This is a genomic window from Robiginitalea aurantiaca, from assembly GCF_030380815.1.
GTDB classification, from domain to species: Bacteria; Bacteroidota; Bacteroidia; order Flavobacteriales; family Flavobacteriaceae; genus Robiginitalea; species Robiginitalea aurantiaca.
Genome location: NZ_JAUDUY010000003.1, coordinates 151,398 through 175,347, shown reverse-complemented (window position 1 = coordinate 175,347; position 23,950 = coordinate 151,398). Strand labels below are relative to the sequence as shown.

23 protein-coding genes are annotated in these 23,950 nt (G+C 47.3%); 13 read left to right on the top strand and 10 right to left on the bottom strand.

Annotation, left to right across the window (positions count from 1 at the left end; genetic code table 11):
- Position 1: 1 nt before the first annotated feature.
- Genes QU605_RS07205 through QU605_RS07195 form a run of 3 tightly spaced genes read right to left on the bottom strand, consistent with a single transcriptional unit; the run spans position 2 to position 2,775 of the window.
- On the bottom strand, positions 2 to 1,138 hold the full coding sequence (locus QU605_RS07205; RefSeq protein WP_289724610.1) for an ATP-binding protein: 1,137 nt from the start codon (positions 1,136 to 1,138) through the stop codon (positions 2 to 4).
- Positions 1,135 to 1,884 carry an SDR family NAD(P)-dependent oxidoreductase gene (locus QU605_RS07200; protein WP_289724609.1) on the bottom strand — a complete coding sequence of 250 codons (750 nt, stop codon included), beginning with the start codon at positions 1,882 to 1,884 and terminating at the stop codon, positions 1,135 to 1,137. Before QU605_RS07200 ends, QU605_RS07205 begins: the two co-directional genes overlap by 4 nt.
- Before the next feature lie 15 nt (positions 1,885 to 1,899).
- Positions 1,900 to 2,775, bottom strand: coding sequence for an aldo/keto reductase (locus QU605_RS07195; protein WP_289724608.1), 876 nt, complete (start codon positions 2,773 to 2,775; stop codon positions 1,900 to 1,902).
- Between the two features lie 158 nt (positions 2,776 to 2,933).
- On the opposite strand from QU605_RS07195, the gene QU605_RS07190 reads away from it, so the two are divergent.
- The 12 genes from QU605_RS07190 to pheS all read left to right on the top strand — a co-directional run bounded on the left by QU605_RS07190 (position 2,934) and on the right by pheS (position 17,502).
- Entirely contained in the window at positions 2,934 to 3,935 is a 1,002-nt protein-coding gene (locus tag QU605_RS07190; RefSeq protein WP_289724607.1) for an AAA family ATPase, read from the top strand.
- Between the two features lie 63 nt (positions 3,936 to 3,998).
- Positions 3,999 to 4,865 (top strand): DUF58 domain-containing protein, encoded by an 867-nt coding sequence (locus QU605_RS07185; protein ID WP_289724606.1) that lies wholly within the window; start codon positions 3,999 to 4,001, stop codon positions 4,863 to 4,865.
- Positions 4,865 to 6,526, top strand: coding sequence for a hypothetical protein (locus QU605_RS07180; protein WP_289724605.1), 1,662 nt, complete (start codon positions 4,865 to 4,867; stop codon positions 6,524 to 6,526). Before QU605_RS07185 ends, QU605_RS07180 begins: the two co-directional genes overlap by 1 nt.
- Positions 6,523 to 7,524 carry a vWA domain-containing protein gene (locus QU605_RS07175; RefSeq protein ID WP_434967917.1) on the top strand — a complete coding sequence of 334 codons (1,002 nt, stop codon included), beginning with the start codon at positions 6,523 to 6,525 and terminating at the stop codon, positions 7,522 to 7,524. Before QU605_RS07180 ends, QU605_RS07175 begins: the two co-directional genes overlap by 4 nt.
- Positions 7,525 to 7,530: 6 nt before the next feature.
- Positions 7,531 to 8,580: a VWA domain-containing protein gene (locus tag QU605_RS07170; RefSeq protein WP_289724604.1), complete on the top strand. Its 1,050-nt coding sequence runs from the start codon at positions 7,531 to 7,533 to the stop codon at positions 8,578 to 8,580.
- Positions 8,577 to 9,422, top strand: a complete 846-nt coding sequence (locus QU605_RS07165) for a tetratricopeptide repeat protein (RefSeq protein ID WP_289724603.1) — start codon at positions 8,577 to 8,579, stop codon at positions 9,420 to 9,422. Before QU605_RS07170 ends, QU605_RS07165 begins: the two co-directional genes overlap by 4 nt.
- The gene (locus QU605_RS07160) at positions 9,423 to 11,201 is read left to right on the top strand and encodes a BatD family protein (protein WP_289724602.1); all 1,779 of its coding nucleotides are present in this window, start codon (positions 9,423 to 9,425) and stop codon (positions 11,199 to 11,201) included.
- A 2-nt stretch (positions 11,202 to 11,203) separates the two neighbouring features.
- Positions 11,204 to 11,977, top strand: coding sequence for a tetratricopeptide repeat protein (locus QU605_RS07155; protein WP_289724601.1), 774 nt, complete (start codon positions 11,204 to 11,206; stop codon positions 11,975 to 11,977).
- Between the two features lie 260 nt (positions 11,978 to 12,237).
- Complete coding sequence (locus QU605_RS07150) at positions 12,238 to 13,833, top strand: SulP family inorganic anion transporter (RefSeq protein ID WP_289724600.1); 1,596 nt, start codon at positions 12,238 to 12,240, stop codon at positions 13,831 to 13,833.
- The gene (locus QU605_RS07145) at positions 13,830 to 14,462 is read left to right on the top strand and encodes a carbonic anhydrase family protein (RefSeq protein ID WP_289724599.1); all 633 of its coding nucleotides are present in this window, start codon (positions 13,830 to 13,832) and stop codon (positions 14,460 to 14,462) included. Before QU605_RS07150 ends, QU605_RS07145 begins: the two co-directional genes overlap by 4 nt.
- Positions 14,463 to 14,547: 85 nt before the next feature.
- Entirely contained in the window at positions 14,548 to 16,422 is a 1,875-nt protein-coding gene (locus QU605_RS07140; protein ID WP_289724598.1) for a SulP family inorganic anion transporter, read from the top strand.
- Positions 16,423 to 16,482: 60 nt separating this feature from the next.
- Positions 16,483 to 17,502 carry a phenylalanine--tRNA ligase subunit alpha gene (gene pheS / locus QU605_RS07135; protein WP_289724597.1) on the top strand — a complete coding sequence of 340 codons (1,020 nt, stop codon included), beginning with the start codon at positions 16,483 to 16,485 and terminating at the stop codon, positions 17,500 to 17,502.
- A gap of 2 nt (positions 17,503 to 17,504) precedes the next feature.
- Here pheS and QU605_RS07130 read toward each other — a convergent pair whose 3' ends face one another.
- From QU605_RS07130 to QU605_RS07120, 3 genes are read right to left on the bottom strand one after another with little or no spacing between them, the layout of a single operon-like run.
- Entirely contained in the window at positions 17,505 to 18,008 is a 504-nt protein-coding gene (locus QU605_RS07130) for a YciI family protein (protein ID WP_289724596.1), read from the bottom strand.
- Positions 17,996 to 18,469 carry a CYTH domain-containing protein gene (locus tag QU605_RS07125; protein WP_289724595.1) on the bottom strand — a complete coding sequence of 158 codons (474 nt, stop codon included), beginning with the start codon at positions 18,467 to 18,469 and terminating at the stop codon, positions 17,996 to 17,998. Before QU605_RS07125 ends, QU605_RS07130 begins: the two co-directional genes overlap by 13 nt.
- Before the next feature lie 22 nt (positions 18,470 to 18,491).
- Positions 18,492 to 19,169 carry an NAD(P)H-binding protein gene (locus QU605_RS07120; RefSeq protein WP_289724594.1) on the bottom strand — a complete coding sequence of 226 codons (678 nt, stop codon included), beginning with the start codon at positions 19,167 to 19,169 and terminating at the stop codon, positions 18,492 to 18,494.
- A gap of 26 nt (positions 19,170 to 19,195) precedes the next feature.
- Between QU605_RS07120 and dinB the strand changes: the two genes are divergently transcribed.
- Positions 19,196 to 20,296, top strand: coding sequence for a DNA polymerase IV (gene dinB, locus QU605_RS07115; protein WP_289724593.1), 1,101 nt, complete (start codon positions 19,196 to 19,198; stop codon positions 20,294 to 20,296).
- 7 nt (positions 20,297 to 20,303) lie between these two features.
- Here dinB and QU605_RS07110 read toward each other — a convergent pair whose 3' ends face one another.
- The 4 genes from QU605_RS07110 to rnc all read right to left on the bottom strand — a co-directional run bounded on the left by QU605_RS07110 (position 20,304) and on the right by rnc (position 23,945).
- Entirely contained in the window at positions 20,304 to 21,140 is an 837-nt protein-coding gene (locus QU605_RS07110) for a DUF6503 family protein (RefSeq protein WP_289724592.1), read from the bottom strand.
- Between the two features lie 56 nt (positions 21,141 to 21,196).
- Complete coding sequence (gene pyk / locus QU605_RS07105; RefSeq protein ID WP_289724591.1) at positions 21,197 to 22,639, bottom strand: pyruvate kinase; 1,443 nt, start codon at positions 22,637 to 22,639, stop codon at positions 21,197 to 21,199.
- Positions 22,640 to 22,643: 4 nt separating this feature from the next.
- Positions 22,644 to 23,105 carry an IPExxxVDY family protein gene (locus tag QU605_RS07100; RefSeq protein ID WP_289724590.1) on the bottom strand — a complete coding sequence of 154 codons (462 nt, stop codon included), beginning with the start codon at positions 23,103 to 23,105 and terminating at the stop codon, positions 22,644 to 22,646.
- Positions 23,106 to 23,213: 108 nt separating this feature from the next.
- Positions 23,214 to 23,945 carry a ribonuclease III gene (gene rnc / locus QU605_RS07095; RefSeq protein WP_289724589.1) on the bottom strand — a complete coding sequence of 244 codons (732 nt, stop codon included), beginning with the start codon at positions 23,943 to 23,945 and terminating at the stop codon, positions 23,214 to 23,216.
- Between the last annotated feature and the right edge of the window lie 5 nt (positions 23,946 to 23,950).

Sequence of the window (23,950 nt, the reverse complement as noted above, 5' to 3'; positions counted from 1 at the left end):
CCTAATTGTAGCGCACTTTTCGCAAAATTCGCAGCGCTTCCTTGAGGGAGCTGTAGATTTCGGCATCTCGCTCTTTAAGCAATTTTCGGGATGAAAGCATGAGTTCTTCCGCCTCTTCAAATCCATTGAGGTAACAGATCAGCGTTGTGGCAGGGAACCGCTGCAGGTCCTTAATCTCAGTAGGCTTAAGCGATATTCCCTTAACGAGTTTTCGAAGCAGGGATTTATTGGTGTTCAATATATGATGAAGGGTTTTGCGTTCGTATTGGGGCGGGTCAAAAATAAGTTCGCCAAATATCTGATACGTCCCGTTATCCGAAAATTTAATGGTCACTTTTTCCAGGGGGTAATAGCGCTTCTGGTCGTCCAGACCGAGATAAATGTATTCGGTAATGTAAAAGGAATCTGAATCTGAGGAAATGGAAACTTCATCCAGGGATGAATAAAACAACTTCACCTGTTCGTTGATCAGTTCAATATCCACCCTGGAATAATAGACCTCCTGCTTGACTTCTTTTTTATTTCCTGCCCAACAAACCACAAACTGCTCTTTGAAAACCCTGTAGTGGCTGCTCAGATCCCTATGCCTGTGATTCAGGAAATCGATTACCCCATCAAGGGTCAGCTCGATATTGTTCCTGGCATGTCGCTCTATTTGGGCTACGGTTGTAGCGTTGCGGTCGGAGATTGAGATGTCAAAATTTTTCGGCATGCTGATACTGCCTTCCCTGATGAAGACGGCACCTCCGTAATACTTCCAGATATTGCGTCTAAGGGCACAGATCTTACCGGACGAAGTTATGGTAACCAGGCCGACAACCCGTCCTTCCGGAAGGTGCGGAAAAAGGACGTTTTCATATGAAATCAATGGAGGGTTGTCCAGATAAGCGTTGACCAGATTCTGAATCTTGCTATCGTCAAAAAAATCGACCCCGACGATCTCGTTGTCCTCATCCTCAACACCAATAACAATATAGGATCTGTTTTTTGGATTGCTGTTCGCAAGGGCGCAAACGTGTTTAAGGAATTTTGCCTTGCCTTCCTTCTGACTGATGTCAATTACCCGTTTTTTGTCATAAAAACTGTTCTCGTCATTATGGGCGAGCAGGTTTTTAATCAGCAGGCGTTTATTAATCATAAGTCTTTACGAACAATCGTACTGCTTGCCTGGTCGGTAGGCATGACAACTAAATCGGCGATGTTCACATGGGGCGGGCGGCTGATTACAAAGTGGATTACCTCTGCAATATCCTCGGGAGTAAGGGGCTGAAATCCCTTATAAACACCTGCTGCCCTGGGAGAATCACCCTTAAAACGCACTTCACTGAATTCGGTTTCAACAAGTCCGGGGTTCACGGCTCCTACCCGTATACCGTGCTCGTTCAGGTCGATGCGCAGAGCCTGATTGATCGCATCCACAGCAAATTTGCTCGCACAATACACATTCCCTTTTGGGTATACCTCCTTCCCAGCGGTAGAACCGATATTGATAATGTGACTATTACTTCCATCGAGTAAAGAGGGTAAGAGTGCCTTGGTTACATACAGCAGGCCCTTTACATTGATGTCGATCATCGCATCCCAATCGTCCAGGCTTCCCTGGTCTATCGGATCCATCCCATGGGCGTTCCCCGCATTGTTGATTAAGATGTCAATTGCCCTGAATTCCGGCGGTAGCTGGGCTACAGCTTTGAAAACACCGTCCTTGTCGCGAACGTCAAAACACAGTACATGTATTTTCTCGCCCCATTTCTCTTTCAGTGCCTGCAGACGTTCTTCCCTTCGGCCACAAGCGATAATGCGGAACCCTTTTTCCGCAAGCAACTCCGCAGTCGCCCTTCCGATGCCACTGCTCGCGCCCGTAATAAAAACTGTTCGATCCATATGTTTAATTACTTTTTATGGTACTTCACTTCCCTGACTGGCTTCCAACATCAAAAACCAATCCTGTAGCTCCAGGTCGAGGTTCATTGAATCCATTGATTCCTGAAGGCGCTCTGGTTTGGTTGTCCCCACCACCGGATGGATTGCGGCGGGATGCCGAAGTAACCATGCCAGCAATAGCTGTGTTTCGGTAGCCTGATACTTCTCACATAAAGGCTTCAGACAATCTGCGATCCGTGTATTTTGTTCATTTGCTTCCCGGAAGTAGGTTCCCAATGGGCTCCATGCCATTGCAGTACGCCCGTGGACTATACAATCGTCGAGCGTTCCGTCCCACAAAGGAGTTTCTGCTGTAAGAGAACATTCAAACTGATGGGCTTCAACCGGGACTGCCGACCCGATCAGTGAAATTTGAGAAGGAGTGAAATTAGACACTCCGAATGCGCGCACCTTACCGGAATCCCGAAGGGCCGAAAAGGCCGCAGCCACTTCTTCAGGATGCATCAGTGGGCTGGGGCGATGGAGTAACAGCAGGTCCAGATACTCCGTCTTCAAGTGCTGCAGGGAGGTTACCGCAGAGTGAATGATGTAATCTGTCCCATACTCATAGTGCTTCACCCCAAGGGGACGCGCCTCGGAAGGCATTTGTATCCCACACTTACTGATAAACTGCACGTTTTGCCGGTCTACGCCACTTTCTGAAAAGGCTTTCCCGAAGTCCGCTTCCGTGGTGTAACCCCCGTAAATATCGGCATGATCAAAGGTGGTAATACCCATCTCCAGACAGCGATTTATCAACGAGGCCATTTCGCCCTGAGAATACTGGCGACCCCAGCTACCCCAGGTCATTGTCCCGGCTATAATTCCCGAGTAAGTTACCGTGTTTTTCATACCCCGTGAAAGTAATGAGAAAATCCCTTAAAAGGGTCATAAAACTGGGGGTTTTCCGCTATTTTTAACCAATCGTTAACAGGCAATCACTAAATAAATTTTCAATTTGCGAGTTGCAATATTTCAGTGTGTTGACAATCGAAATCTAAATCCTTTTTATGGAAGAAACCAAAACTGTGGATATAAGTGCTGTAAATGAGAAAATTGCTCAGGAAAGTGCTTTTATCGACTTGCTGATCCAGGAGATGGATAAAGCAATCGTAGGCCAGCGTCATATGATCGAACGGCTATTGATCGGATTGCTGGGCAGGGGTCATATCCTGCTTGAAGGGGTGCCCGGACTTGCAAAAACGCTCGCCATTAACACACTCGCCAAAACGGTTAAAGGAAGTTTTTCGAGAATCCAGTTTACGCCGGACCTCTTACCCGCCGATGTTGTAGGTACCATGATCTATAACATCAAGGAGAACGACTTCTCTATAAAAAAGGGTCCCATCTTTGCCAATTTTGTTTTGGCCGATGAGATCAACCGGGCGCCTGCCAAAGTACAATCCGCATTGCTGGAGGCCATGCAGGAACGCCAGGTTACCATAGGGGACGAAACCTTTGTGCTGGATGAGCCCTTTTTAGTTATGGCAACTCAAAACCCTGTTGAACAGGAAGGAACCTATCCGCTGCCGGAGGCCCAGGTTGACCGTTTTATGATCAAGGCGATCATCGACTACCCGAAGATGAACGAGGAGCAGCTGATCATGCGACAGAACATGCTTGGAAAGGCTCCTGAGATACGCCCTGTGGTAAGCCTGAAACAGATTATGTCCGGTCAGAAAGTAGCCCGGGAAGTCTACATGGATGAAAAAATTGAAAAGTACATCCTCGACATCGTCTTTGCTACCCGTTTCCCCGAAAAATACAATTTGAAAGAATTGCAGCCTCTGATCAGCTTCGGCGCCTCACCAAGGGGTAGTATCAATATGGCGACTGCCGCGAAGTGTTACGCCTTTATCAAACGAAGGGGATATGTGATTCCAGAGGATGTCAGAGCAGTGGTGCACGATGTGCTCCGCCATAGAATCGGCATCACCTATGAGGCTGAAGCAGAAAATGTAGCCCCGGAGGAGATTATCAACCGTATCGTAAACGAGATTGAAGTACCATAATGGTTCCTCAGGGTTACCTGATCAACAGCCTGTATCCGAATAGATGAACCCCCGTGAACGCCAATGGATACTAAAGAGCTCTTAAAAAAAGTCCGTAAGATCGAGATTAAGACCAGGCGTCTTTCCGATCATATTTTTGGTGGAGAATATCATTCTACCTTCAAAGGGAGGGGTATGACCTTCAGCGAGGTCAGGCAGTATCAATATGGCGATGATGTCCGAAGTATTGACTGGAACGTAACAGCCCGGTATAATGAGCCTTATATAAAAGTATTTGAGGAGGAGCGGGAACTCACTATGATGCTGATGGTAGATGTCAGCGGGTCTGAATTCTTCGGGACCGTTAATCAATTCAAGCGTGTGGTGCTGACCGAAATTTCCGCTACCCTTGCTTTCTCAGCCTTGCAGAATAATGATAAAGTCGGGCTGATTCTGTTCTCTGAAGAAGTAGAACTTTTTATCCCGCCCAAAAAAGGAAAAAGTCATGTGCTTCGGATCATCAGGGAATTACTGGAATTCGAGCCCAAAAGTCACGGAACGGATATCTCAGGTGCCCTGAAATTTCTCTCTAATGTGCTCAAGAAGAAGTCGATTGTATTTGTCCTCTCTGACTTCATGGCCGATGACTATGAACACAACCTGAAAATTACGGGGAAAAAACACGACCTGACCGGGATCAGGGTCTACGATCCGATGGAACGGGAGTTACCCAACCTTGGTGTCGTTTCCATGGAGGATGCCGAAACGGGCCAGATCCGATGGGTAAATACAAGTTCCCGCCAGGTTCGAAACGCCTATACAAGCCATTACAGGGAACAATTATACTACTTCCAGGATACCTTTAAACGTGCGGGTTGCGGCGTTTTGGATTGCCAGGTAGATGAGAGTTATGTGAAAAAATTATTGGGATATTTTAAACGAAGAAGTTGATGCGAAGGGACAAAATAGCCGTCTTAGTACCTGAAATGGAAGGGAAAATCAGAATCCTTCTATTCTGGCTCGTGGTTATGTCTGCCCCTGCTTTTTCCCAACAGGCGCCCAAAATTGTCTCCTCGGCTGACACCGCCTCGATACGGATAGGCGAGCAGATCCGATGGACCGTTGCCGTAGAAGTAGATTCTGCAGCCCAGGTCATCTTTCCTGAAGGACAGACCTTTTCTCCCCTTGAGACTGTAGAGGCCTTTATGACGGATACCACCCGGAAAAACGACCGCCTGCTGTTACAGAAAACATATGCCCTCACGCAATTCGACTCGGGAGGTTACATCCTGCCCACTCAGCGCATCGAAATCGACGGAAAAGGGTTTTTTACGGATTCCATCCTGGTTATGGTGGCCACCGTTCCGGTGGATACCGTGAATCAGAAAATGTACGATATAAAACCGATGATGGAAGTGCAGGCAAGCCGTTGGGGCTGGTTGAAATGGGTTGCCCTCGGACTTCTGGCAGTACTCCTGGCCGGCGGCGCCTACTACTGGTTTTTCCTGCGAAAAAAACCACTTTCAGAAGAGGAGGCGGAAGCTCTGCTCCCTCCTTATGAAAGGGCGATGAAGGAATTGAAGCGCCTGGAACAATCCCGGTATTTAATTCAGGACGAGTTCAAACAATACTATACCGAACTCACCAGTATCGTTCGCGGGTATCTGGAGGAAGAAGTACATATTAGTGCTTTGGAAAGTACCACCGGACAGCTCCTTGAAAAAATTGAATTACTCAGGGATGCCGGAAAACTGGACCTTGAAGATAACACCTTAAGGCAGTTCCAAAATATTTTGGAAACCGCTGACCTGGTCAAATTTGCGAAAAGCAAGCCCGAATTGCGGAAAGCTGAGGAAGACCGGAACAAGGTTGAGGAAATTGTTCAGAAAACAAAGGAAGCCATTCCCGAACCTACGGAGGAGGAGCTTCTCCAACAGGAAGAATACCGGATGGCAGTAGCCGAGCAGCAACGCAAACGAAAGATTCGTTTTGCACTGGGCGCGGCTGCCGGCCTGCTCGTCGTTGCCCTGGTTTCGGCTATTGGTTATTTCGGTTTCCAGACTGTCAAAGATTATCTTATTGGCAACCCAAGCAAAAATTTGCTCGAAGGCGAATGGGTCTCCAGTTCATATGGATATCCACCTGTGATCTTGGAGACGCCCGAAGTCCTCTACCGCAAGGAAATCGAGTTGCCTCCTGAAGCCATGGGTACAATACAGGACCTGGATGCCTTTGCCTATGATGATCACCGCGCCAACCTTTCCATTGCCGCTGTTTCTACCGTATTTACCAAAACAGATGAAGCGCCGGATTACGAAGGGGCGGTGGACCAGATTCTGGCCGGGTTTGAAAGGAATGGCGCCCGAAACATCATTACCAAACAGGAAGAATTCACAACAGTTTCCGGTATTCCCGGCACAAAAGTATTTGGAAGGGGAAATTTCAAAATCCCGGATTCCGATGAATTTTTGAAAGGGAAGTACGCGATTCTGCTTTTTGGAGGAAACGGTTTTATGCAACAGGTTGTGATTTCCTGGGAAGAAGATGATCTGTATGCAGAGGAAATCGTCGACCGGATTCTCAATACAATTGAAGTGAAAACAGTCATATGATAGGGGGAGATATCCAATTTGCCAATCCGGAGTTTTTCTGGTTACTGCTCGTACTACCAGTGGCATTGTTTTGGTATTATCTCAAAAGGAAGAAGCAATCCCCTACCCTCCGTATTTCGAGCCTGAAAGGGTTCACCACTGCTTCAGTGCTCAGCAAACTCAGGCCCTTTATCTTCGTGCTTCGGCTACTTGCCATTACAGCCGTCATTGTCGCCATGGCCCGCCCTCAGACTGAGGATATTTCCACGAGAACCAAAACCACCAAGGGTATAGATATCGTGATGGCGATCGATGTATCCTCGAGTATGCTGGCCAGGGATTTAAAGCCAAATCGCCTTTCCGCACTGAAAGAAGTCGCCTCGGACTTCATCCGAAAACGACCCAGTGACCGCATTGGCCTTGTGGTTTATGCCGGGGAAAGCTACACCAAGACTCCCATAACAAGTGATAAAAGCATTGTCCTGAACGCACTTGAAGACATTACCTATGGGCAACTCAACGATGGTACTGCCATAGGAATGGGACTGGCTACTTCAGTTAACCGCCTAAAGGAGAGTAAGGCAATCAGCAAAGTGATCATTTTGTTAACTGACGGAGTCAACAATGCCGGGTTTATCGAACCGCAGACAGCCGCTGACCTCGCCCTGGAATACAACATTAAAACCTATACAATAGGCCTGGGAACCAATGGAAATGCGCTCTCTCCAGTGGGTTATAACGCAGATGGTTCTTTTCGCTACGGCATGAGACAGGTTGAAATTGATGAGGTCCTGCTGCAGGAAATAGCCGATGCCACCGGAGGTCAGTACTTCAGGGCAACGGACAATGAAAAACTGGAAGCCATCTACGATGAGATCAATAAACTGGAGAAAACTGAAATAGAGGAATTCAAATACTATCGATACGAAGAAAAATTCAGGCCCTGGGTTTTACTGGCGGGAGCATTGCTCTTGCTGGAATGGATTTTGCGAATCACCGTATTCAGAAGTTTTATATAAGCGGATATGATTCAACTCGACGAAAAAATATACTTGTATCTGCTGGGGGTTTTACCCCTGGTGGTCTTTTTGTTTTTTATCCACCAGATCTGGAAACGACGTGTTCAGCGCAAATTCGCAGACCCTAAGCTTCTCGGGGGACTGGCGCCTGATCGGTCCATATTCAAACCTCAAATCAAGATGATCCTGTTACTCATGGCCCTGACCTTTCTCACTTTGGGCCTTGTAAACCCCAAAATGGGTACTAAACTGGAGACCGTGAAACGGGAGGGTGTGGATATTGTGTTTGCTGTGGATGTCTCCAAGAGTATGCTCGCAGAGGATATCGCCCCGAATCGCCTGGAAAAAGCAAAGCGCCTGGTTTCTGAAATCATAAACGAACTGGCCAGTGACAGGGTTGGCATTATTGCCTATGCCGGACAGGCATACCCCCAATTACCGATAACCACAGATTACGGAGCGGCTAAAATGTTCCTTCAAAGCATGAATACGGACATGCTTTCATCACAGGGCACGGCCATAAATGAGGCCATTAAACTCGCTGCAACGTATTTTGACGACGAAGAACAGACCAATCGGGTTCTTTTTATTATCTCTGATGGGGAAGACCATTCAGAAGGAGCCGTTATAGATGCGGTTGATCTCGCCACCGAGCAGGGGATCCAGGTCTATACCATTGGAGTGGGGCAGCCTAAGGGCGCACCAATTCCCATTAAGCGCAATGGGGTTGTATCGTCTCTTAAAAAAGATTCCGAGGGAGAGGTAGTTATCACCAGGCTCAATGAAGAAATTCTCATTGAAATTGCCAGTGAAGGCAATGGTGCCTACATTAACGGTGAAAATACAGCTGCCGCGGTTGAGGCCATACAGGAAATCCTGGCCCAGATGGATAAGAAGGAATTCGAGGCCAAACAATTTGCGGAATTTAAGGACCAGTTCCAGTGGTTTTTAGCTGGCGCACTCCTTATTCTCATGTTGGACATTTTTGTGCTGGAGCGCAAAACGGCCTGGCTTCGCAAACTGGATTTGTTTAATGAAAAAAAGCTTCCTGAATGAAAAACCTGATATTGGTATTTAGTTTGTTTTGTGCCCTGATCAGTTTTGGACAACAGGAGCAGCAAATAGATTATGAGGCCCTTGAGGAGTCTAAGAAGCTCACATCCGCGGCAGATCAGGAACTCGCATCTGACGATTTTATCACGGCTGAAGCAACTTATCGCAAGGCCATATCAAAAAGCACTGAAAATCCGGCAGCGCCTTACAACCTCGGGAATGCCTATTACGAAAACGAGAGTTTTGGAGAAGCATTCGGTAGCTATAAAGAAGCCGGTGAGCGCGCGGATGAAAAACCCGACAGGCACAGGGCCTACCACAACATGGGCAATGTCTATATGAAGCGAAAGGAGTATGAAAACGCCGTAGAGGCGTATAAGGAAGCGCTAAGGAATAACCCCGGGGATGAAGAAACCCGATACAATCTGGCCCTTGCCAAGGAAATGCTGAAGAAAGACCAGCAGAACCAGGATCAGAATGAGGACGATCAGAACGAGCAACAGGACCAGGACGAAGAAAAGGAGCAGAATCAGGATCAGAATCAGGATCAGGATCAGGGAGGAGAAGAAGAACAGGAAGACAATCAGGATCCGAATCAACAGGATGGGGATTCCGAAAAGGAGGAAAACAAAGAAGGGGATGGCCCTGAAAAAGAAGAGCAGGAACAAAAACCGGATCCCTCCCAACAGGATGAAAAACAAAGTCCTCCAAGGCCAAATCAGCTCTCTCCCCAGCAAATAGAAAACCTGCTGGAAGCTATGGAAAACGAGGAAAAGAAAGTCAAGGAAAAAATAGACGCCCAGAAAGTAAAGGGACCTAAAGTAAAAAAAGAAAAAGACTGGTAGATGTACCTGCTCAGGCGACATATCGCGTTTGCTTTTCTCCTGCTCACCGCCGGGTTCACAACCTGGGGTCAAGAGTCGGAAGATGTAACCTTTGAACTTCAGGTAAGCAAAGAACGGCTTGGGGTCAATGAGCGCCTCAGGGCAGATTTTATCATGAACCGGGATGGAGACAATTTTGTACCTCCTGATTTTGAGGGATTCAGAATCCTTATGGGTCCCTCTCAGGCGATCAGCTCATCATGGATTAACGGTGTTCGTTCCTATTCCAAAACCTACTCATACACCCTGGCGCCACTTTCGAAGGGCACCTATTCCATTGGCCAGGCCAGCATTATTATAAAAGGGAAAACCTATAAGACCATTCCGAAAAAGATCACTGTAACCGATGCCGTCGCGCGACCAAACGGTGCACCTTCAGCCGATGATATCGCAGACGAGAATTTGCATTTAATCGCGGAGGTTTCCAAAACGGATCCCTATTTGAATGAACCCATAAGCGTGGTTTATAAGCTCTTTGTAAGCCCATCCATCGTGGTGTCAAACTTTCGTCCGCTGGACAACCCCAAATACAATAATTTCTGGAGTCAGGACATTCCCCTTTCCCGCTATAATATCGAAGAAGGCATATACCAGGGCAAGCCCTATCGCTATGTAATCCTGAAAAGAGTAGTGCTTTATCCACAGAAAAGCGGTGATCTCGAAATTGAACCCCTAGCGCTGGACGTTTCTCTTGAAGTACCAACGGAGAAACGGGACTTTTTTGGGGGACGCGTCTATACGAAAACCAACAAAGTGGTCTCGGCGGGTAACAGGACCATACAGGTCAAACCCCTTCCAACCTCGGGTAAACCCGCAGATTTCAGTGGGGCAGTCGGGGATTTCGATTTTGAAGTGACCACAACCAAAGACGCACTTAATGCAAGTGAATCCCTGCAGGCCAAGGTTGTAGTTTCCGGAACCGGAAACCTTAAATTATTCCAATTACCAAAACTCACCCTTCCCAGTGCCCTGGAAGTCTATGAACCTGAATTCAATGAGGATGTCAAGACAAATCTCTCCGGGATGAAGGGTAGTGTTGCTGAGCAGTATACCGTCGTCCCCAGCTATCAGGGCAAATATCCTATTCCGTCAATTTCGTTTTCATTCTTTAATCCAGAAAAGGAAAAATATGAGCGGATCACGTCCCGTGAAATTACCATCAATGTCCTGGAAGGCCCCAAGGCTACCCTGGATACCCCGGACATTGTCACGGCTCCCAAAACTACCGTCCAGGGAGGAGATCAGTTTTATTTTATCAAACTCACCCCAGAACTCATTCCTAAAAAATGGAATACGTTCGTCGGTACCCGGATGCACCTGGCACTCCTCTTGGGACCCCTGTTGACCATACCGCTCTTTATACTGTTTCGCAGGAAGAAGGAAGCACGAGAAATGGATGTTGAAGGAACGCGCGTCCGAAGAGCCAACCGACTCGCCAGAAAGTATCTTTCCACAGCGAAAAAAGCGCTTGGAGACAAGGAATCCTTTTATGTCGCCATGGAAAAGGCATTGCATAATTATCTGAAGGCCAAACTCAAAATAGAAACCTCTGAATTCTCCAAGGACAAAATACGCACCTTACTATCGGAAAAAAAGGTAGATGATTCCGCCAGTGATGGTTTTATTTCCCTTCTGGAAAATTGTGAAAGGGCGCGCTACAGCCCCTTTTCTCAGGTACAGATGGAGCAGGATTATCAAAAAGCCAGTGAAGTGATCACTGCCCTTGACAAAGCCCTATGATTATGAAGCTGACCCACAGTTTAATCAATCCTGTTTTCGCCCTCCTAATGTTAGGGAATCTGGGTATGGCGCAAAGTGAAGACCTTTTTGATAAGGCTACAGCCTCCTACAATCAGGGGAATTACGAGGAGGCCATTGGCTTTTACGAGCAAATACTAAGTAATGGGGAGCATTCGGCTGCCCTTTATTTCAATATGGGGAATGCGCATTATAAACAGAATGAAGTCGCCCCCAGCATCTATTATTACGAGAAGGCACTCCTGCTAAAACCTGGAGATACGGAAATTCTGAATAATCTCGCCTATGCCAGAAACATGACCCTGGATGATATCAGCCCACTCCCGGAACCGGATCTGGAGCGGCTTTACAAAGGGATTCTCAATTCATTCTCCATGAATACATGGGCATTTTTGGGGATCTTCTTAATGTTCCTGTTCGTCGGGATGTATTTGTTCTTTCTGGGCAGTGATCGGCCAAATCGAAAGCGAATCGGTTTGATCAGCAGTGGTATCGCCCTGATGCTTGCACTTTTCTGTACCGCGTTTTCTTACCTGAGATACCGCGCCTACCAGGAGTCCCAGCCTGCCATTATTTTCAATCGGGAAATCACGGTCCGTTCTGAACCGAACAGGGATAGCAGTCCTGTTTTTCTTCTTCATGAGGGCACCAAGGTTCAGGTAAAGGATTCCCTGGACGTATGGCTGAAAATTGAATTGGCCGACGGACAAACGGGATGGGCCGAAGGTGATGCGCTCCGCCTTCTAAAGGATTTTTAACATTCTTTAACAGTTTGAGTCCGCTACTCTTCTATCTTTGTTATTCAGCCGGGAATAACCCTTCCAAATTTCGTACGGATTCTGGCTTTGGGTATTAAACGTGAATAGTTCCCGCGCCCAAAAAGGAATGACCCCATGAAAATATCCCGTATGAATACGTGGTTGGGCATTTGTAAAAACAAACAGGTTCTTCAGGTGAAGTGCCTCCTGAAATAACTTCAGGCATTTCACGGAAGACGCGTAATATTTAATGACTCTCTATGTTTAAAACCCTCAAGCAGGACCTTCCGGCCAGTATCGTTGTTTTCTTTGTCGCACTTCCTTTATGTCTGGGAATCGCACTGGCCAGTGGCGCACCTTTATTTTCCGGGCTCATTGCAGGGATCGTAGGGGGAATTGTCGTAGGGTCTCTCAGCGGTTCTGAGGTTGGGGTAAGCGGCCCGGCTGCCGGGCTTGCCGCGATAGTGCTTACAGCCATAGGAACCCTGGGCGGTTATCAGAATTTTCTGCTGGCCGTAGTACTCGGGGGCGCCATCCAATTGGTTTTTGGTCTTTTAAAGGCCGGGGTTATCGGATATTATTTCCCGTCCTCAGTCATTAAAGGCATGCTTACAGGGATTGGAATTATTATTATCCTGAAACAGATACCCCATTTCTTTGGATACGATGCGGATCCGGAGGGCGATTTTGCATTTATGCAGGTGGACGGGGAAACCACCTTTACTGAAATCTTCAGGACCTTTCAGAATATTTCACCCGGCTCAACGCTTATCGCCTTTGTCGGTCTCGGGATTCTGGTGCTCTGGGATCGGGTGCTAACCCGTAGACACAGATTTTTTCAGTTGGTACAGGGACCCCTGGTCGCGGTAGTCATTGGTATTCTCTTTTTTATAAGTACGCAGGGTAACACCTTTTGGGGGATTTCGTCAGAACATCTGGTCAGCGTACCGGTGCCAGAGGATACGGCCTCCTTCCTCGCCCAGTTCAGTTTTCCAAATTTTGCAGTCATCGGACAACCCGAAATCTGGATTACCGCCTTTACAATAGCACTGGTGGCCAGTCTGGAAACCCTGCTCTGTGTAGAGGCTACGGATAAGCTCGATCCTATGAAGAGGGTAACGCCTACAAACAGAGAACTCTTGTCCCAGGGTGTTGGCAATATGTTGTCAGGACTTATTGGAGGACTGCCCGTGACCCAGGTAATCGTAAGGAGTTCTGCTAATATCCAATCCGGGGGCCGCACAAAGCTTTCGGCGGTGATTCACGGTTTTTTCCTGCTGATTTCGGTAATCCTTATCCCGGGCCTGCTCAATAAAATACCGCTCTCCGTCCTGGCAGCTGTCCTGTTTTTGGTAGGATATAAACTCGCCAAACCCACCTTGTTCAAACATATGTATTCGCTGGGCTGGAAGCAGTTCACCCCTTTTATCGTCACAGTACTGGGTATTATTTTCACCGATCTCCTGGTGGGTATCGGGCTCGGGCTTGGTGTCGGTATTGTCGTAATTCTCTTTAAAAGCTACCAGAACAGTCATTTTCTGCACATCGTAGATAAGAGCAATGGCCGGCACAGGATTCGAATGACTCTTGCCGAAGAAGTTACCTTTTTCAATAAAGGGGCTATCCTCAAGGAACTCGATGGACTGCCCCCGGAAACTTTCCTGGAGCTCGACGTGCGCAAGACGCGCTACCTCGACAACGATATTATTGAAATCCTAAGTGATTTTTCTTTTAAGGCAAGGGACAGAAACATAGATATCTTGTTGATCTCCCAGCAGGGAGAAGAAAGAAATCCCGTTGATTATTCCGAATTTATAAACCTTCAGGCAGCCCCTGTGAATCCGACCGACCTATGAGAGCACTTACCAAAGAAGACCAGGCGAATATTAGCCCTTCCGCAGCACTCGCACTTCTCAAAAATGGAAATGACCGTTTTGTAAAGAACCTTCAGGCCGATAGAAACCTGCTTGAACAGGTACGTGATACTTCCACGGGCCAGTATCCCTATGCAACCATTCTAAGTTGTATCGACTCCAGGGTATCCGCAGAACTTGTTTTTGATCAGGGCGTTGGAGATATTTTCAGCGTTAGGGTGGCCGGTAATATTGTAAACGACGACTTGCTTGGAAGCATGGAATTCGCCTGCAAATTAGCAGGCACAAAAGTAATTCTCGTGCTTGGGCATACCTCATGCGGAGCGGTTAAAGGTGCCTGCGATGATGCCCGTATGGGTAATCTGACAGGGCTTTTATCCAAGATTAAACCTGCCGTTCAGGCCGTATCTAAACCAGAAGATCCTTTGGAGCGTACCTCTCAAAATCTCAGCTTTGTGGATCAGGTTGCCGAGACCAATGTTCGCCTGACCATGGATAACATCCGCAAACAAAGCCCCGTACTCCGCATGATGGAAGAAGACGGGGAGATTATCATTTCAGGTGCTATGTACGATATTGCTTCCGGAAAGGTCCGATTTCTGGATCTTTAAGACTGCTGATAGAATCTGGCAGTGACAGCTGATTACAACGCTTCAATTTGTAATTCAGTATCTTGATATCCAATCCTGAAAACACGTGAAACACCTGTTCTCAAATCTAAGAGGAAACCTGTTTGGCGGCATAACGGCAGGAATCGTCGCCTTACCCCTTGCACTTGCCTTTGGGGTCAGTTCGGGCCTGGGTCCGAGTGCAGGGTTATACGGGGCCATTTTTCTCAGCTTTTTTGCAGCATTGTTCGGAGGAACTCCCACCCAAATTTCAGGGCCAACCGCCCCGATGACAGCCGTCAGCATGGTAGTGATCGCCGGTATTATTGCAACCTATGACGGTATTGTGGAGGAGGCATTGCCTGCAATATTGATGGTTTTCCTTTTAGCCGGCCTGATGCAGGTCACCCTTGGGTTACTCAAACTTGGGATATACGTCCGGTATATCCCCTACCCGGTTATTTCCGGGTTTATGACCGCTATTGGGCTGATCATCATCATTACACAACTACTCCCTGCCCTTGGGTACTATCCCAAAGAAGATGAAGTGTTTATAAATACCTTTAAACCTCAGGCAGAAGAATTGCTGCTTGAAAATATTCTGGAAGATGAGGCTGGGGAGGGCATCCTGGTCCTTGAAGACTTTAAAGAAACCATCGAGCGTTCGGGGGAAATCACATCGGAAGCGATCCATAAAGAAGCTGAATCCCTGGCCTCGTCAGAGGCTTCCGGGGTCATCGGAGCCATCCGCGTATTCCCCCGGGCTTTTTCTAAATTAAATTGGATTGAACTCATTCTGACATTGATCACCATCCTGATTATTTATGGGTTCAAGAGAATCACCCGTGTCATTCCCAGTACCCTTGTAGCTTTACTGCTCGTTTCGGGCATCGCATTTTTTTTTAAAATCGACTACCGGCCTATTGAAGTCATTCCACAGGGCTTACCCCTTCCTGAAATGCGGGTTTTTACCGAGTTTGACCTGGAAACGATTACGCCCTACCTCTTTACTGCCTTTACCCTGGCACTCCTTGGGGCCATAGACTCCCTGTTGACCTCTGTGGTCGCCGATAATATCACAAAAACACGTCACCAACCTAACCGGGAACTGGTCGGTCAGGGAATTGGCAACAGTATTTCAGCTTTGTTTGGTGGCTTGCCAGGAGCAGGAGCTACGATTCGGACTGTTGTAAATATTAATGCCGGAGGGACGACAAAACTATCCGGGATGATCTCCGGGATCCTCCTCCTTTTTATCCTGCTGGCCCTCGGACCGGTTGCCTCGAATATACCTGCTGCTGTGCTGGCGGGAATTCTCATTACGGTCGGCATTAGCGTTATGGATTATCGGGGCTTAAAAGCCATCCCCAGTCTTCCTAAAAACATGCGATTAGGACCCTTTCGAATTAGTGCGGACGTAGTGATAATGGTCATAGTTATGGTCCTGGCCACCTTCTGGAATCTGGTCTACGCCGTTGGCATCGGGCTAATTATCGCCTCCCTGATTTTTATGAAAGCCATTGGCGACCTGACAGCTAAGCGTTCAGAGGTGCGTCCGCTGCAGCCGGAAAAGGCCTGGCCGGATGAAAAAAATTTCCCGGAAAGCCTGGAGGATACCGTCTTTATTAAACACCTCAAGGGGCCTTTATTCTTTGGTAACACAAGCGGTTTTCATCAGCTGTCTGCCCAAATACCTCCCAAAGCCAATACCGTAATTCTACGTCTGGGAAGGATGCAGTATATGGACCAGTCCGGCCTGTATGCTATGGAGGAAGTACTCCGGGGATTGGCTCAAAAGGGCGTCACCATTCTTTTTGTGAATCTGCTGGAACAACCCAGATATCTCATGGAAGGCATTGATATTATTCCCGAATTGGTGCCGGAAGCACAAATATTTGATTCTTTCGGTGCATGTATCCGCTGGATACGTAAAAACATCCCCGTTCCAAATGATGAAAAATAGTACATTTGTTTCCTGTTATCCCCTTTAACCCGGGGTTCGCACCGGAAAACCGCTATCTGCATGATCGACCAACTGAAAAAACACATCGCAGACGTAAAGGACTTTAGCTCAGAAGACCCTGAAGTTATTGAAGCTTTTCGCATAAAATACCTTGGAAAAAAAGGACTCCTCAACGATTTTTTCAAAGCGTTGAAAGATGTTCCAAAGGAGGAGAAACGAGCGTTTGGCCAACAGGTAAATGAGTTGAAAATTGCCGCTTCTGACAAGGTCCAAACGCTGCGTGAAGGGCTGCAGGAGTCAAGGCACCGGGAGAACCTATTTGGTGATCTTACGCGCCCCGGTGAGCCATTGGAGCTCGGTGCCCGGCATCCAATCTCAATTGTTCGCAACCGGATCATTGACATTTTCTCAAGAATCGGTTTCACCGTTTCTGAAGGACCGGAAATCGAAGATGACTGGCATAATTTCACCGCGCTGAACTTACCGGAATACCATCCTGCCCGGGATATGCAGGACACCTTTTTTGTACAAACCGATCCGGATATTCTGTTAAGGACACATACCTCCTCCGTGCAGGTACGATATATGGAGGAGCATAAGCCGCCTATTCGCACTATTTCTCCCGGAAGGGTCTATCGGAATGAGGCTATTTCGGCCAGGTCACACTGCTTTTTTCATCAGGTCGAGGGACTCTATATTGACAAAAACGTCTCCTTTGCCGACCTGAAACAAACCCTGCAGTATTTTACAACGGCCTTATTCGGGAAATCAAAAATCAGGCTGCGTCCTTCGTACTTTCCCTTTACAGAACCAAGCGCCGAGGTCGATGTTTACTGGGGCCTGGAAACCGAAACAGACTATCGAATGACCAAGGGCACCGGTTGGCTTGAAATCATGGGATGCGGTATGGTAGACCCGAATGTTCTCGACAATTGCGGTATTGATTCCTCGGAATATTCAGGTTTTGCTTTTGGTATGGGTATTGACCGTATTGCACTTTTGCTATATCAGATCTCCGATATTCGGTTACTAAGCGAGAATGACCTCCGCTTTCTAAAGCAATTCAAGAGCGTTTTATAAGATCACCGCAACGGAAAGCCTTTGGCAGCCCACCAGGGATGAACTTCGATGCGCAGACGTCCGGATTTGACCATGGGGTCCAGATTCGCAAGGCTATCTGCCATTTTCAGGGTAGGGGTATTGTAAATGGTAATCCCGCGTATTTCGCCATCATCCCCGAACGGCCCGGAAATATCTGCATACCCTTCTTCGTACATACGCGTTAAATGTGCCATATGAAGTTCCTGAAGGCTGTCGGCCGCTGCTTTGGATTGTGTACGGTTTGGTCCGCTCTTTAAGAAGGCGATAAAGTATTGCTGCATCAATACCGTATCTCCGGTTTTCTCATCCACGTAATCAAAGATTTCATAGCCCTCATCCACAAGTTTCTTCTTGAGGTTACTCACTGAAGGTGGTTGTGGGCGCTCCGCGCTCACCGGCTCCTGAGGAGTTTTGTTATCTATTTTGCAACCTCCTGCGAGGGCTGTGCACATAATGATGAAAGCAATGTATACTAATCGTTCCATGTGGTATAGGGTTTGAGACTCAGCTGCGAATTGTAATATCGAATATCCCCTGTCACCTCCTGTCCCAGCCATGAAGGTTTTTCGATAACCTCATCTGCTGATTCAAGCTCCACTTCTGCCAGGGTCAGGCCCTGATTAAGGCCTGTAAATTCGTCAACTTCAAATGTATGAAGGCCAAATTCGACTTGATATCTAATTTTTTCAATCGGAGGTGTTACGCACAGGGCAAGCATTTCTTCTGCATCTTTAAGCGGGATTTCATACTCCCATTCCCGTCGGGTAGTCCCTTTGTCACAGGTGCGCCCTTTAATGGTCAAAAATCCATGGGGTCCCGTACATCTCACGCGTATGGTGCGATCCGGATCGGTCGACAGAAATGCCTGAACTATTCGGATATGAGCTCTGGCCTCCTTTCGGTAACCAAGCCCATTCACCAAGTATTTTCGTTCAATTTCTACCATGTGGGTATTCCTTTCCTCAGTGTTAAGATTTCGCCTCCTGTCCGAGTTTCTGAATTTGATCAGAAGGTATTCGCGGTGTTGCCTGTGGTTTCTCTGCCAAATAAATCATCGCCTCGGCGATGGTATCGGGTTCAATGATCCGGTATTTTGCCAGGGGACCGCGAAAAATCGGTTGTAACAGTCCCATAATTTTTATGGCAAGTTTTTCTCCCTTTCGGGTCTCTGAACGGTTTCCACCTATAAGAGAAGGTTGCAACAAATACGTATGGGGCAGGTCATACCTGAGTACGGCAGCTTCCATCTCACCTTTTATACGGTTGTAAAAAAGGGAACTTTGTGGATTTGCTCCTAAGGCCGATATGACGAGGAAAGCAGGGATGCCATTGGCTTTGCATAATCCCGCAGCAGTAACAGGAATCCCGTAATCTATCGCCTTATACTTCTTTTTATCCGGGGTTTTAGCCTTTGTTGTACCGATACAACAAAAAACAACATCTCCTGAAAATAGGTGTTCGAAGTCTTCCAGTGCGTGTAAATCTGCCCGGATTTCAGTAAGTTTTGGATCCCTTTCACCAAAAGGAGTCCTGCCCATAATGAGGACTTCTGAGTACTGAGCGTTTTTGAGCAGTTTCCGGGTCAACAAACGCCCAACCAGGCCGGTGGCACCCAATACTATGGCCTTCTTTCCCTGCCTTTCCATCGCCTAAATATATAGTAAATTTGATTATGGAGACAGAGGTACCCCTGCGTAAAATTATCCATGTGGACATGGATGCCTTCTATGCTTCGGTTGAACAGAAAGACGACCCATCCCTCAAAGGAAAACCCCTTGCCGTGGGCGGCGGTTCTAAAAGAGGTGTTGTAGCCGCGGCGAGCTATGAAGCGAGGACCTATGGCGTCCGCTCGGCCATGAGTGGGTATCTCGCAAAACAAAAGTGCCCGGATCTCATTTTTGTTAAACCCAGGTTTGAACGCTACAAGGAAATTTCGCTGCAAATCCGGGAGATTTTCCGGGAGTATACCGATTTGGTGGAACCCCTTTCCCTGGATGAGGCCTACCTTGATGTAACCGAAAACAAAACAGGAATCCCGTCAGCTACCCTCATCGCCAGGGAAATCAGGGATCAAATCTACACTAAAACCGGGCTAACGGCATCTGCCGGGATTTCCATCAATAAGTTTATCGCCAAGATTGCCAGTGACCTCAATAAACCGAATGGGCAAAAGACCATTCCACCTGAGGCTGTCCCCCAATTCCTTCAGGCCCTTGAAATTCGCAAATTCTATGGTGTGGGCAGGGTTACCGCAGAGAAAATGCACAATTTGGGGATCTTTACAGGTTCAGATTTACTGCGGAAAACCCCGGAATTCCTGGAGACGCATTTCGGTAAAAGCGGCAGGCACTATTATCAGGTAGTACGGGGAATTCACCTTAGTCCCGTACAACCCAGACGATCTCCCAAGTCTGTTGGAGCGGAACGCACATTCTCAGAAAACTTGAGCAGTGAAGTCTTCATGTTGGACCGGTTATCAGCCATTGCGGCGGAGCTGGAATCACGTCTAAAACCTAAAAAGCGAGCCGGTAAAACGATTACCCTGAAGATTAAATACAGTGATTTCCGACTGCACACCCGGAGTAAAACCCTGCCTTATTATATTTCCACGGCTTCCATGGTCCTGGAAATTGCCAAAGAATTGTTATATCAGGAACCGCTGCAGAATTCCGTTCGGCTGCTGGGGATATCCCTTTCGAACCTCAACACGGAAAAAACAACAAATGAACCCGCTGAGAATGCGGTACAGGTTCAGTTGAAATTTGATTTTTAAACCCGGATCAATTGGTCTTGTTAAAGATCATATCCGGGAAAACTTCGGTTGTGAGTTTGAGTTGTGAGAATTGTGCCTCTCCCCTGGGTTTTTCCCCGAGATCAATCATGCCTTCATTCCAATTGTAAAACGCAAAGGAATGAGGCATTTTAAGGCCCTCCACCTCCTGATAATCCTTGTAAACAATTACGTGGGGTTCGAGTTCCTGAACCTGTTTCCCATTTCGGAATGCCGGAAACGAAACGATATAAGACATCATTTTGACCTCATAGGACTCCGGGTCCAGATACAACACATAATAGTCCTCAGGGGTATCCCCTATACCGGATTCGTAGGTCACTTTCACAGCCTGGTATAGCGTATTCTGAAAAGTGACGGGGCCCTGATCCTCAAGAATTGTACCCGGATCTGTAAAAACAAATGGAACCAGACTGAAGTAATACGGGGTGGCGTAGTAAAAGTCCGCAGGAGTACCAAGCGCCTTTGGATTTTCTACCCAAACTTCATCTCCGTCAAATCCCAGGCGATACTTATCTCCTTCAATCAGCACCTTCCGGTTTTGCAGGTCTACCCTGTGAAGGTCCGTCAAGGGAGCCTTCTTACCAAAGGGCCAGTTTTCCAATTTAAATTCTAAAGACCGGAACTTTTCATAGTTTTCAAGACCGCCATGAGCCTCTAAAGCCCTGGCAAAGGCCTCAGGATAGCGGCTTTGGACCTGGGCAGGAGCTGTATCCCCGATCTCTTCAGGGGTATTCGGGTTTGAAGTCGGGGCATCCTTACAAGCCCAAAAGGCCAGCAGGAAAAACCCTGCAATGCCTAAACGCACCTTTTGTAGTGGATTCATCGTAAATTGGTTTTGCTCCTGAGGATATCAGAATTGAAAAATGCCTGGCTGCCGGTTTATAAGTTACACGTTTCGATCTCTGTAACCCTCAGGGTATTCACCATCCCTTTGTCCTTTATGGGCATGGCCGCGAGACTGATTAGCATATCCCCAACATCCAAAAAGCCTTTTTGACAAGCGATCCGGTTTACATCCTCAATGGTCTCATCTGTTGACACGAAGCGATCGTAATAAAAGGCCTTTACGCCCCAAAGAAGATTGAGTTGCGAAAGGATTCTCAGGTTTGACGTAAATACCAGGATATGGGCGCTGGGTCTCCATGCGGAAATCTGGAATGCCGTATACCCGCTATTGGTCAGCGTTGAAATGGCTTTTGCTTTGATCTCATTGGCCATCGATGCTGCATGATAGCATACCGCTTTGGTAATATATCGTTTAGTACGTACATGTGGTGGTTCCTGGGGCACATTGATCAGGTCGGAGCTCTCAACACTTTTAAGGATGCTGGTCATGCGCTCGATCACCTGGATCGGATAGTTTCCAACAGAAGTTTCACCCGAGAGCATCACCGCGTCCGCGCCGTCCATAACAGAATTCGCGACGTCATTGACTTCCGCCCGGGTAGGCACCATACTGGTGATCATCGTTTCCATCATCTGAGTGGCGATAATTACCGGAATCCGTGCCTTTTTGGCGCGTAAAACCAATTTCTTCTGAATAAGCGGAACTTCCTGGGCAGGAACTTCAACTCCCAGATCCCCCCGGGCAACCATAAGACCGTCACAATACGCCACAATCTTATCGATGTTTTTTACCGCCTCTGGTTTTTCAATTTTGGCGATGATGGGGATTTTGTACTTCGAATGCTTCTCAATAATCTGTTGCAGGTCGATAAGGTCCTGGCTGTGTCGCACAAAGGATAGGGCTATCCAGTCCACTTCCTGGGAAATAGCAAAAATGGCGTCTTTGATATCCTTCTCTGTAAGGGCCGGCAGGGAAATATTCGTATTTGGAAGGTTCACCCCCTTTTTAGATTTGAGTGGACCTCCCTGAATTACTTTTGCCCGGACGGCATTCTTGCGGTTTGTCTCGACAACCTCAAACATGAGCTTCCCATCATCGAGTAGTATGCGTTCCCCCGGATTGACATCCCTCGGGAAATCATTGTAGTTCATATAAACCTCTTCGGCAGTGCCCTCAAAAGGTTTACCGGTCCGAAAAACAATTTCATCCCCCGGGGCTACTATCACTTCTCCAGACATCACTCCTACACGAAGTTTGGGACCCTGAAGGTCGGCCAGAATAGCGGTATAAACCTGAAGTTCCTCGCTCAATTCCCGAATCATTTTTACCCGCTTTTTTACATCTTCGTAATCCGCATGGGAAAAATTGATTCGAAACACGTCTACACCTGCCTCCATCATCCCTTTGAGTACTTCTCTCTTGCTGGTCGCAGGGCCAAGGGTGGCAACTATTTTAGTTTTCTTTTTATTGGGCATTCCTCTAGTAAATTAGATTGTATCTGGATTTTAGTTTTGCAGTTTCAAGCCTGTATGCCGTACTCACCCTGGGGATGGATAAAAGAGAAGGTAGAATTCCAAGGTTTTGCTCATCTCCTTCCAGTTTCAGAAAAAAATCCACTTCTCGCTTTTCGGGGATTAGAGACCGGCGCTTTACTTCAGGTTCATCCTTGAATAGTCCCGTGGATGACCCGGCTCCGTATTCCGATCCCGAATTTTTAAACAAGGTCCACTCCCTATATGCCGTCTCATCCTTCCATTCAAAGACCACAAACAAACCATGGGCATTGAGCTCAAGGTCTTCCCGGGTACGCTTAAGGTGAAGCCCGAAGGCCGCATTTATCGCGTAAGCCATGGCATAATCCTCCAAATTGCTATGGATGGCGAAGAGGCTGAATACTGTTTCATCCAGAAGGTCCTCCCACAAATCCTCCATTTCTCCCATGACAAAGTACCAAAAGTAAAGATACGTGTTCTGCAGGAATTCACCTAGAACGGCCGGCCCTAAGGACTTCCCATAAATTGCGAAAACGTTGTAGCTCTGACAATACGGCTATTTCTTTTTTCCCTGAAGGGCATAGAACGCCCTTTTTGAAGCTTTCTCTTCAGCTTTCTTCTTTGATGTTGCCCGTGCCTTGGCCATAATACGTCCATCGATCCATAGCTTCACCCCAAAGTGTTTTATCGGGTCATTTCCGGTATCCTCGTACACCTCGTACTGAAAGTCCTTCTTTTGTTTCTGACATCCTTCGATGACCAGGCTTTTATAACTGATTACCTTACCTTCCAGCTGTTCGATATCCACATAGGGGTCAATCACCCTTGACTGTATGAATTTCTCGCAGTACTTATACCCCCTGTCCAAATAAATCGCACCTACCAGCGCCTCAAAAACATTACCGTAGATGTTTTCACCAAAGTGTTCTTTAGGAATTCGGCTTTCCACAAAATTGAGAAGCCCCAGATCTTTCCCCAACTCATTCAGGTGCTTTCTACTGACGATTTTTGATCTCATTTTGGTCAAATAGCCCTCATCACCGGCCGGAACTTCTTTATAGAGGTAATGGGAAATGATGGTCCCCAGCATTGAATCCCCCAAAAATTCCATACGCTCGTAATTCAGGGGGTTGCCCTTTTTATCCTTCAGGTTTAGGGATCGATGCAGGAATGCATTCTTGTAGAGGTCCAGTTTCCGGGGTTTAAAGCCGAGGATTTGAGTGATTCCCAAAAAAAAATCCCCATCCTCTTTGGGATGGGAATTGAAGATATTTCCGGGAAATGTCATCGGCC

Excerpts from the sequence above, each read along its gene's own strand:
- QU605_RS07170 (WP_289724604.1), top strand. The coding sequence starts at position 7,531 with ATGATTCAACTCGACGAAAAAATATACTTGTATCTGCTGGGGGTTTTA.
- QU605_RS07100 (WP_289724590.1), bottom strand. The coding sequence starts at position 23,105 with ATGGGAGAAATGGAGGATTTGTGGGAGGACCTTCTGGATGAAACAGTA.
- QU605_RS07110 (WP_289724592.1), bottom strand. The coding sequence starts at position 21,140 with ATGAATCCACTACAAAAGGTGCGTTTAGGCATTGCAGGGTTTTTCCTG.
- QU605_RS07160 (WP_289724602.1), top strand. The coding sequence starts at position 9,423 with ATGTACCTGCTCAGGCGACATATCGCGTTTGCTTTTCTCCTGCTCACC.
- QU605_RS07195 (WP_289724608.1), bottom strand. The coding sequence starts at position 2,775 with ATGAAAAACACGGTAACTTACTCGGGAATTATAGCCGGGACAATGACC.
- QU605_RS07150 (WP_289724600.1), top strand. The coding sequence starts at position 12,238 with ATGTTTAAAACCCTCAAGCAGGACCTTCCGGCCAGTATCGTTGTTTTC.
- QU605_RS07155 (WP_289724601.1), top strand. The coding sequence starts at position 11,204 with ATGAAGCTGACCCACAGTTTAATCAATCCTGTTTTCGCCCTCCTAATG.
- QU605_RS07175 (WP_434967917.1), top strand. The coding sequence starts at position 6,523 with ATGATAGGGGGAGATATCCAATTTGCCAATCCGGAGTTTTTCTGGTTA.
- QU605_RS07205 (WP_289724610.1), bottom strand. The coding sequence starts at position 1,138 with ATGATTAATAAACGCCTGCTGATTAAAAACCTGCTCGCCCATAATGAC.
- QU605_RS07180 (WP_289724605.1), top strand. The coding sequence starts at position 4,865 with ATGCGAAGGGACAAAATAGCCGTCTTAGTACCTGAAATGGAAGGGAAA.
- QU605_RS07145 (WP_289724599.1), top strand. The coding sequence starts at position 13,830 with ATGAGAGCACTTACCAAAGAAGACCAGGCGAATATTAGCCCTTCCGCA.
- dinB (WP_289724593.1), top strand. The coding sequence starts at position 19,196 with ATGGAGACAGAGGTACCCCTGCGTAAAATTATCCATGTGGACATGGAT.
- rnc (WP_289724589.1), bottom strand. The coding sequence starts at position 23,945 with ATGACATTTCCCGGAAATATCTTCAATTCCCATCCCAAAGAGGATGGG.
- QU605_RS07190 (WP_289724607.1), top strand. The coding sequence starts at position 2,934 with ATGGAAGAAACCAAAACTGTGGATATAAGTGCTGTAAATGAGAAAATT.
- QU605_RS07120 (WP_289724594.1), bottom strand. The coding sequence starts at position 19,169 with ATGGAAAGGCAGGGAAAGAAGGCCATAGTATTGGGTGCCACCGGCCTG.
- pyk (WP_289724591.1), bottom strand. The coding sequence starts at position 22,639 with ATGCCCAATAAAAAGAAAACTAAAATAGTTGCCACCCTTGGCCCTGCG.
- pheS (WP_289724597.1), top strand. The coding sequence starts at position 16,483 with ATGATCGACCAACTGAAAAAACACATCGCAGACGTAAAGGACTTTAGC.
- QU605_RS07125 (WP_289724595.1), bottom strand. The coding sequence starts at position 18,469 with ATGGTAGAAATTGAACGAAAATACTTGGTGAATGGGCTTGGTTACCGA.
- QU605_RS07185 (WP_289724606.1), top strand. The coding sequence starts at position 3,999 with ATGGATACTAAAGAGCTCTTAAAAAAAGTCCGTAAGATCGAGATTAAG.
- QU605_RS07200 (WP_289724609.1), bottom strand. The coding sequence starts at position 1,884 with ATGGATCGAACAGTTTTTATTACGGGCGCGAGCAGTGGCATCGGAAGG.
- QU605_RS07165 (WP_289724603.1), top strand. The coding sequence starts at position 8,577 with ATGAAAAACCTGATATTGGTATTTAGTTTGTTTTGTGCCCTGATCAGT.
- QU605_RS07130 (WP_289724596.1), bottom strand. The coding sequence starts at position 18,008 with ATGGAACGATTAGTATACATTGCTTTCATCATTATGTGCACAGCCCTC.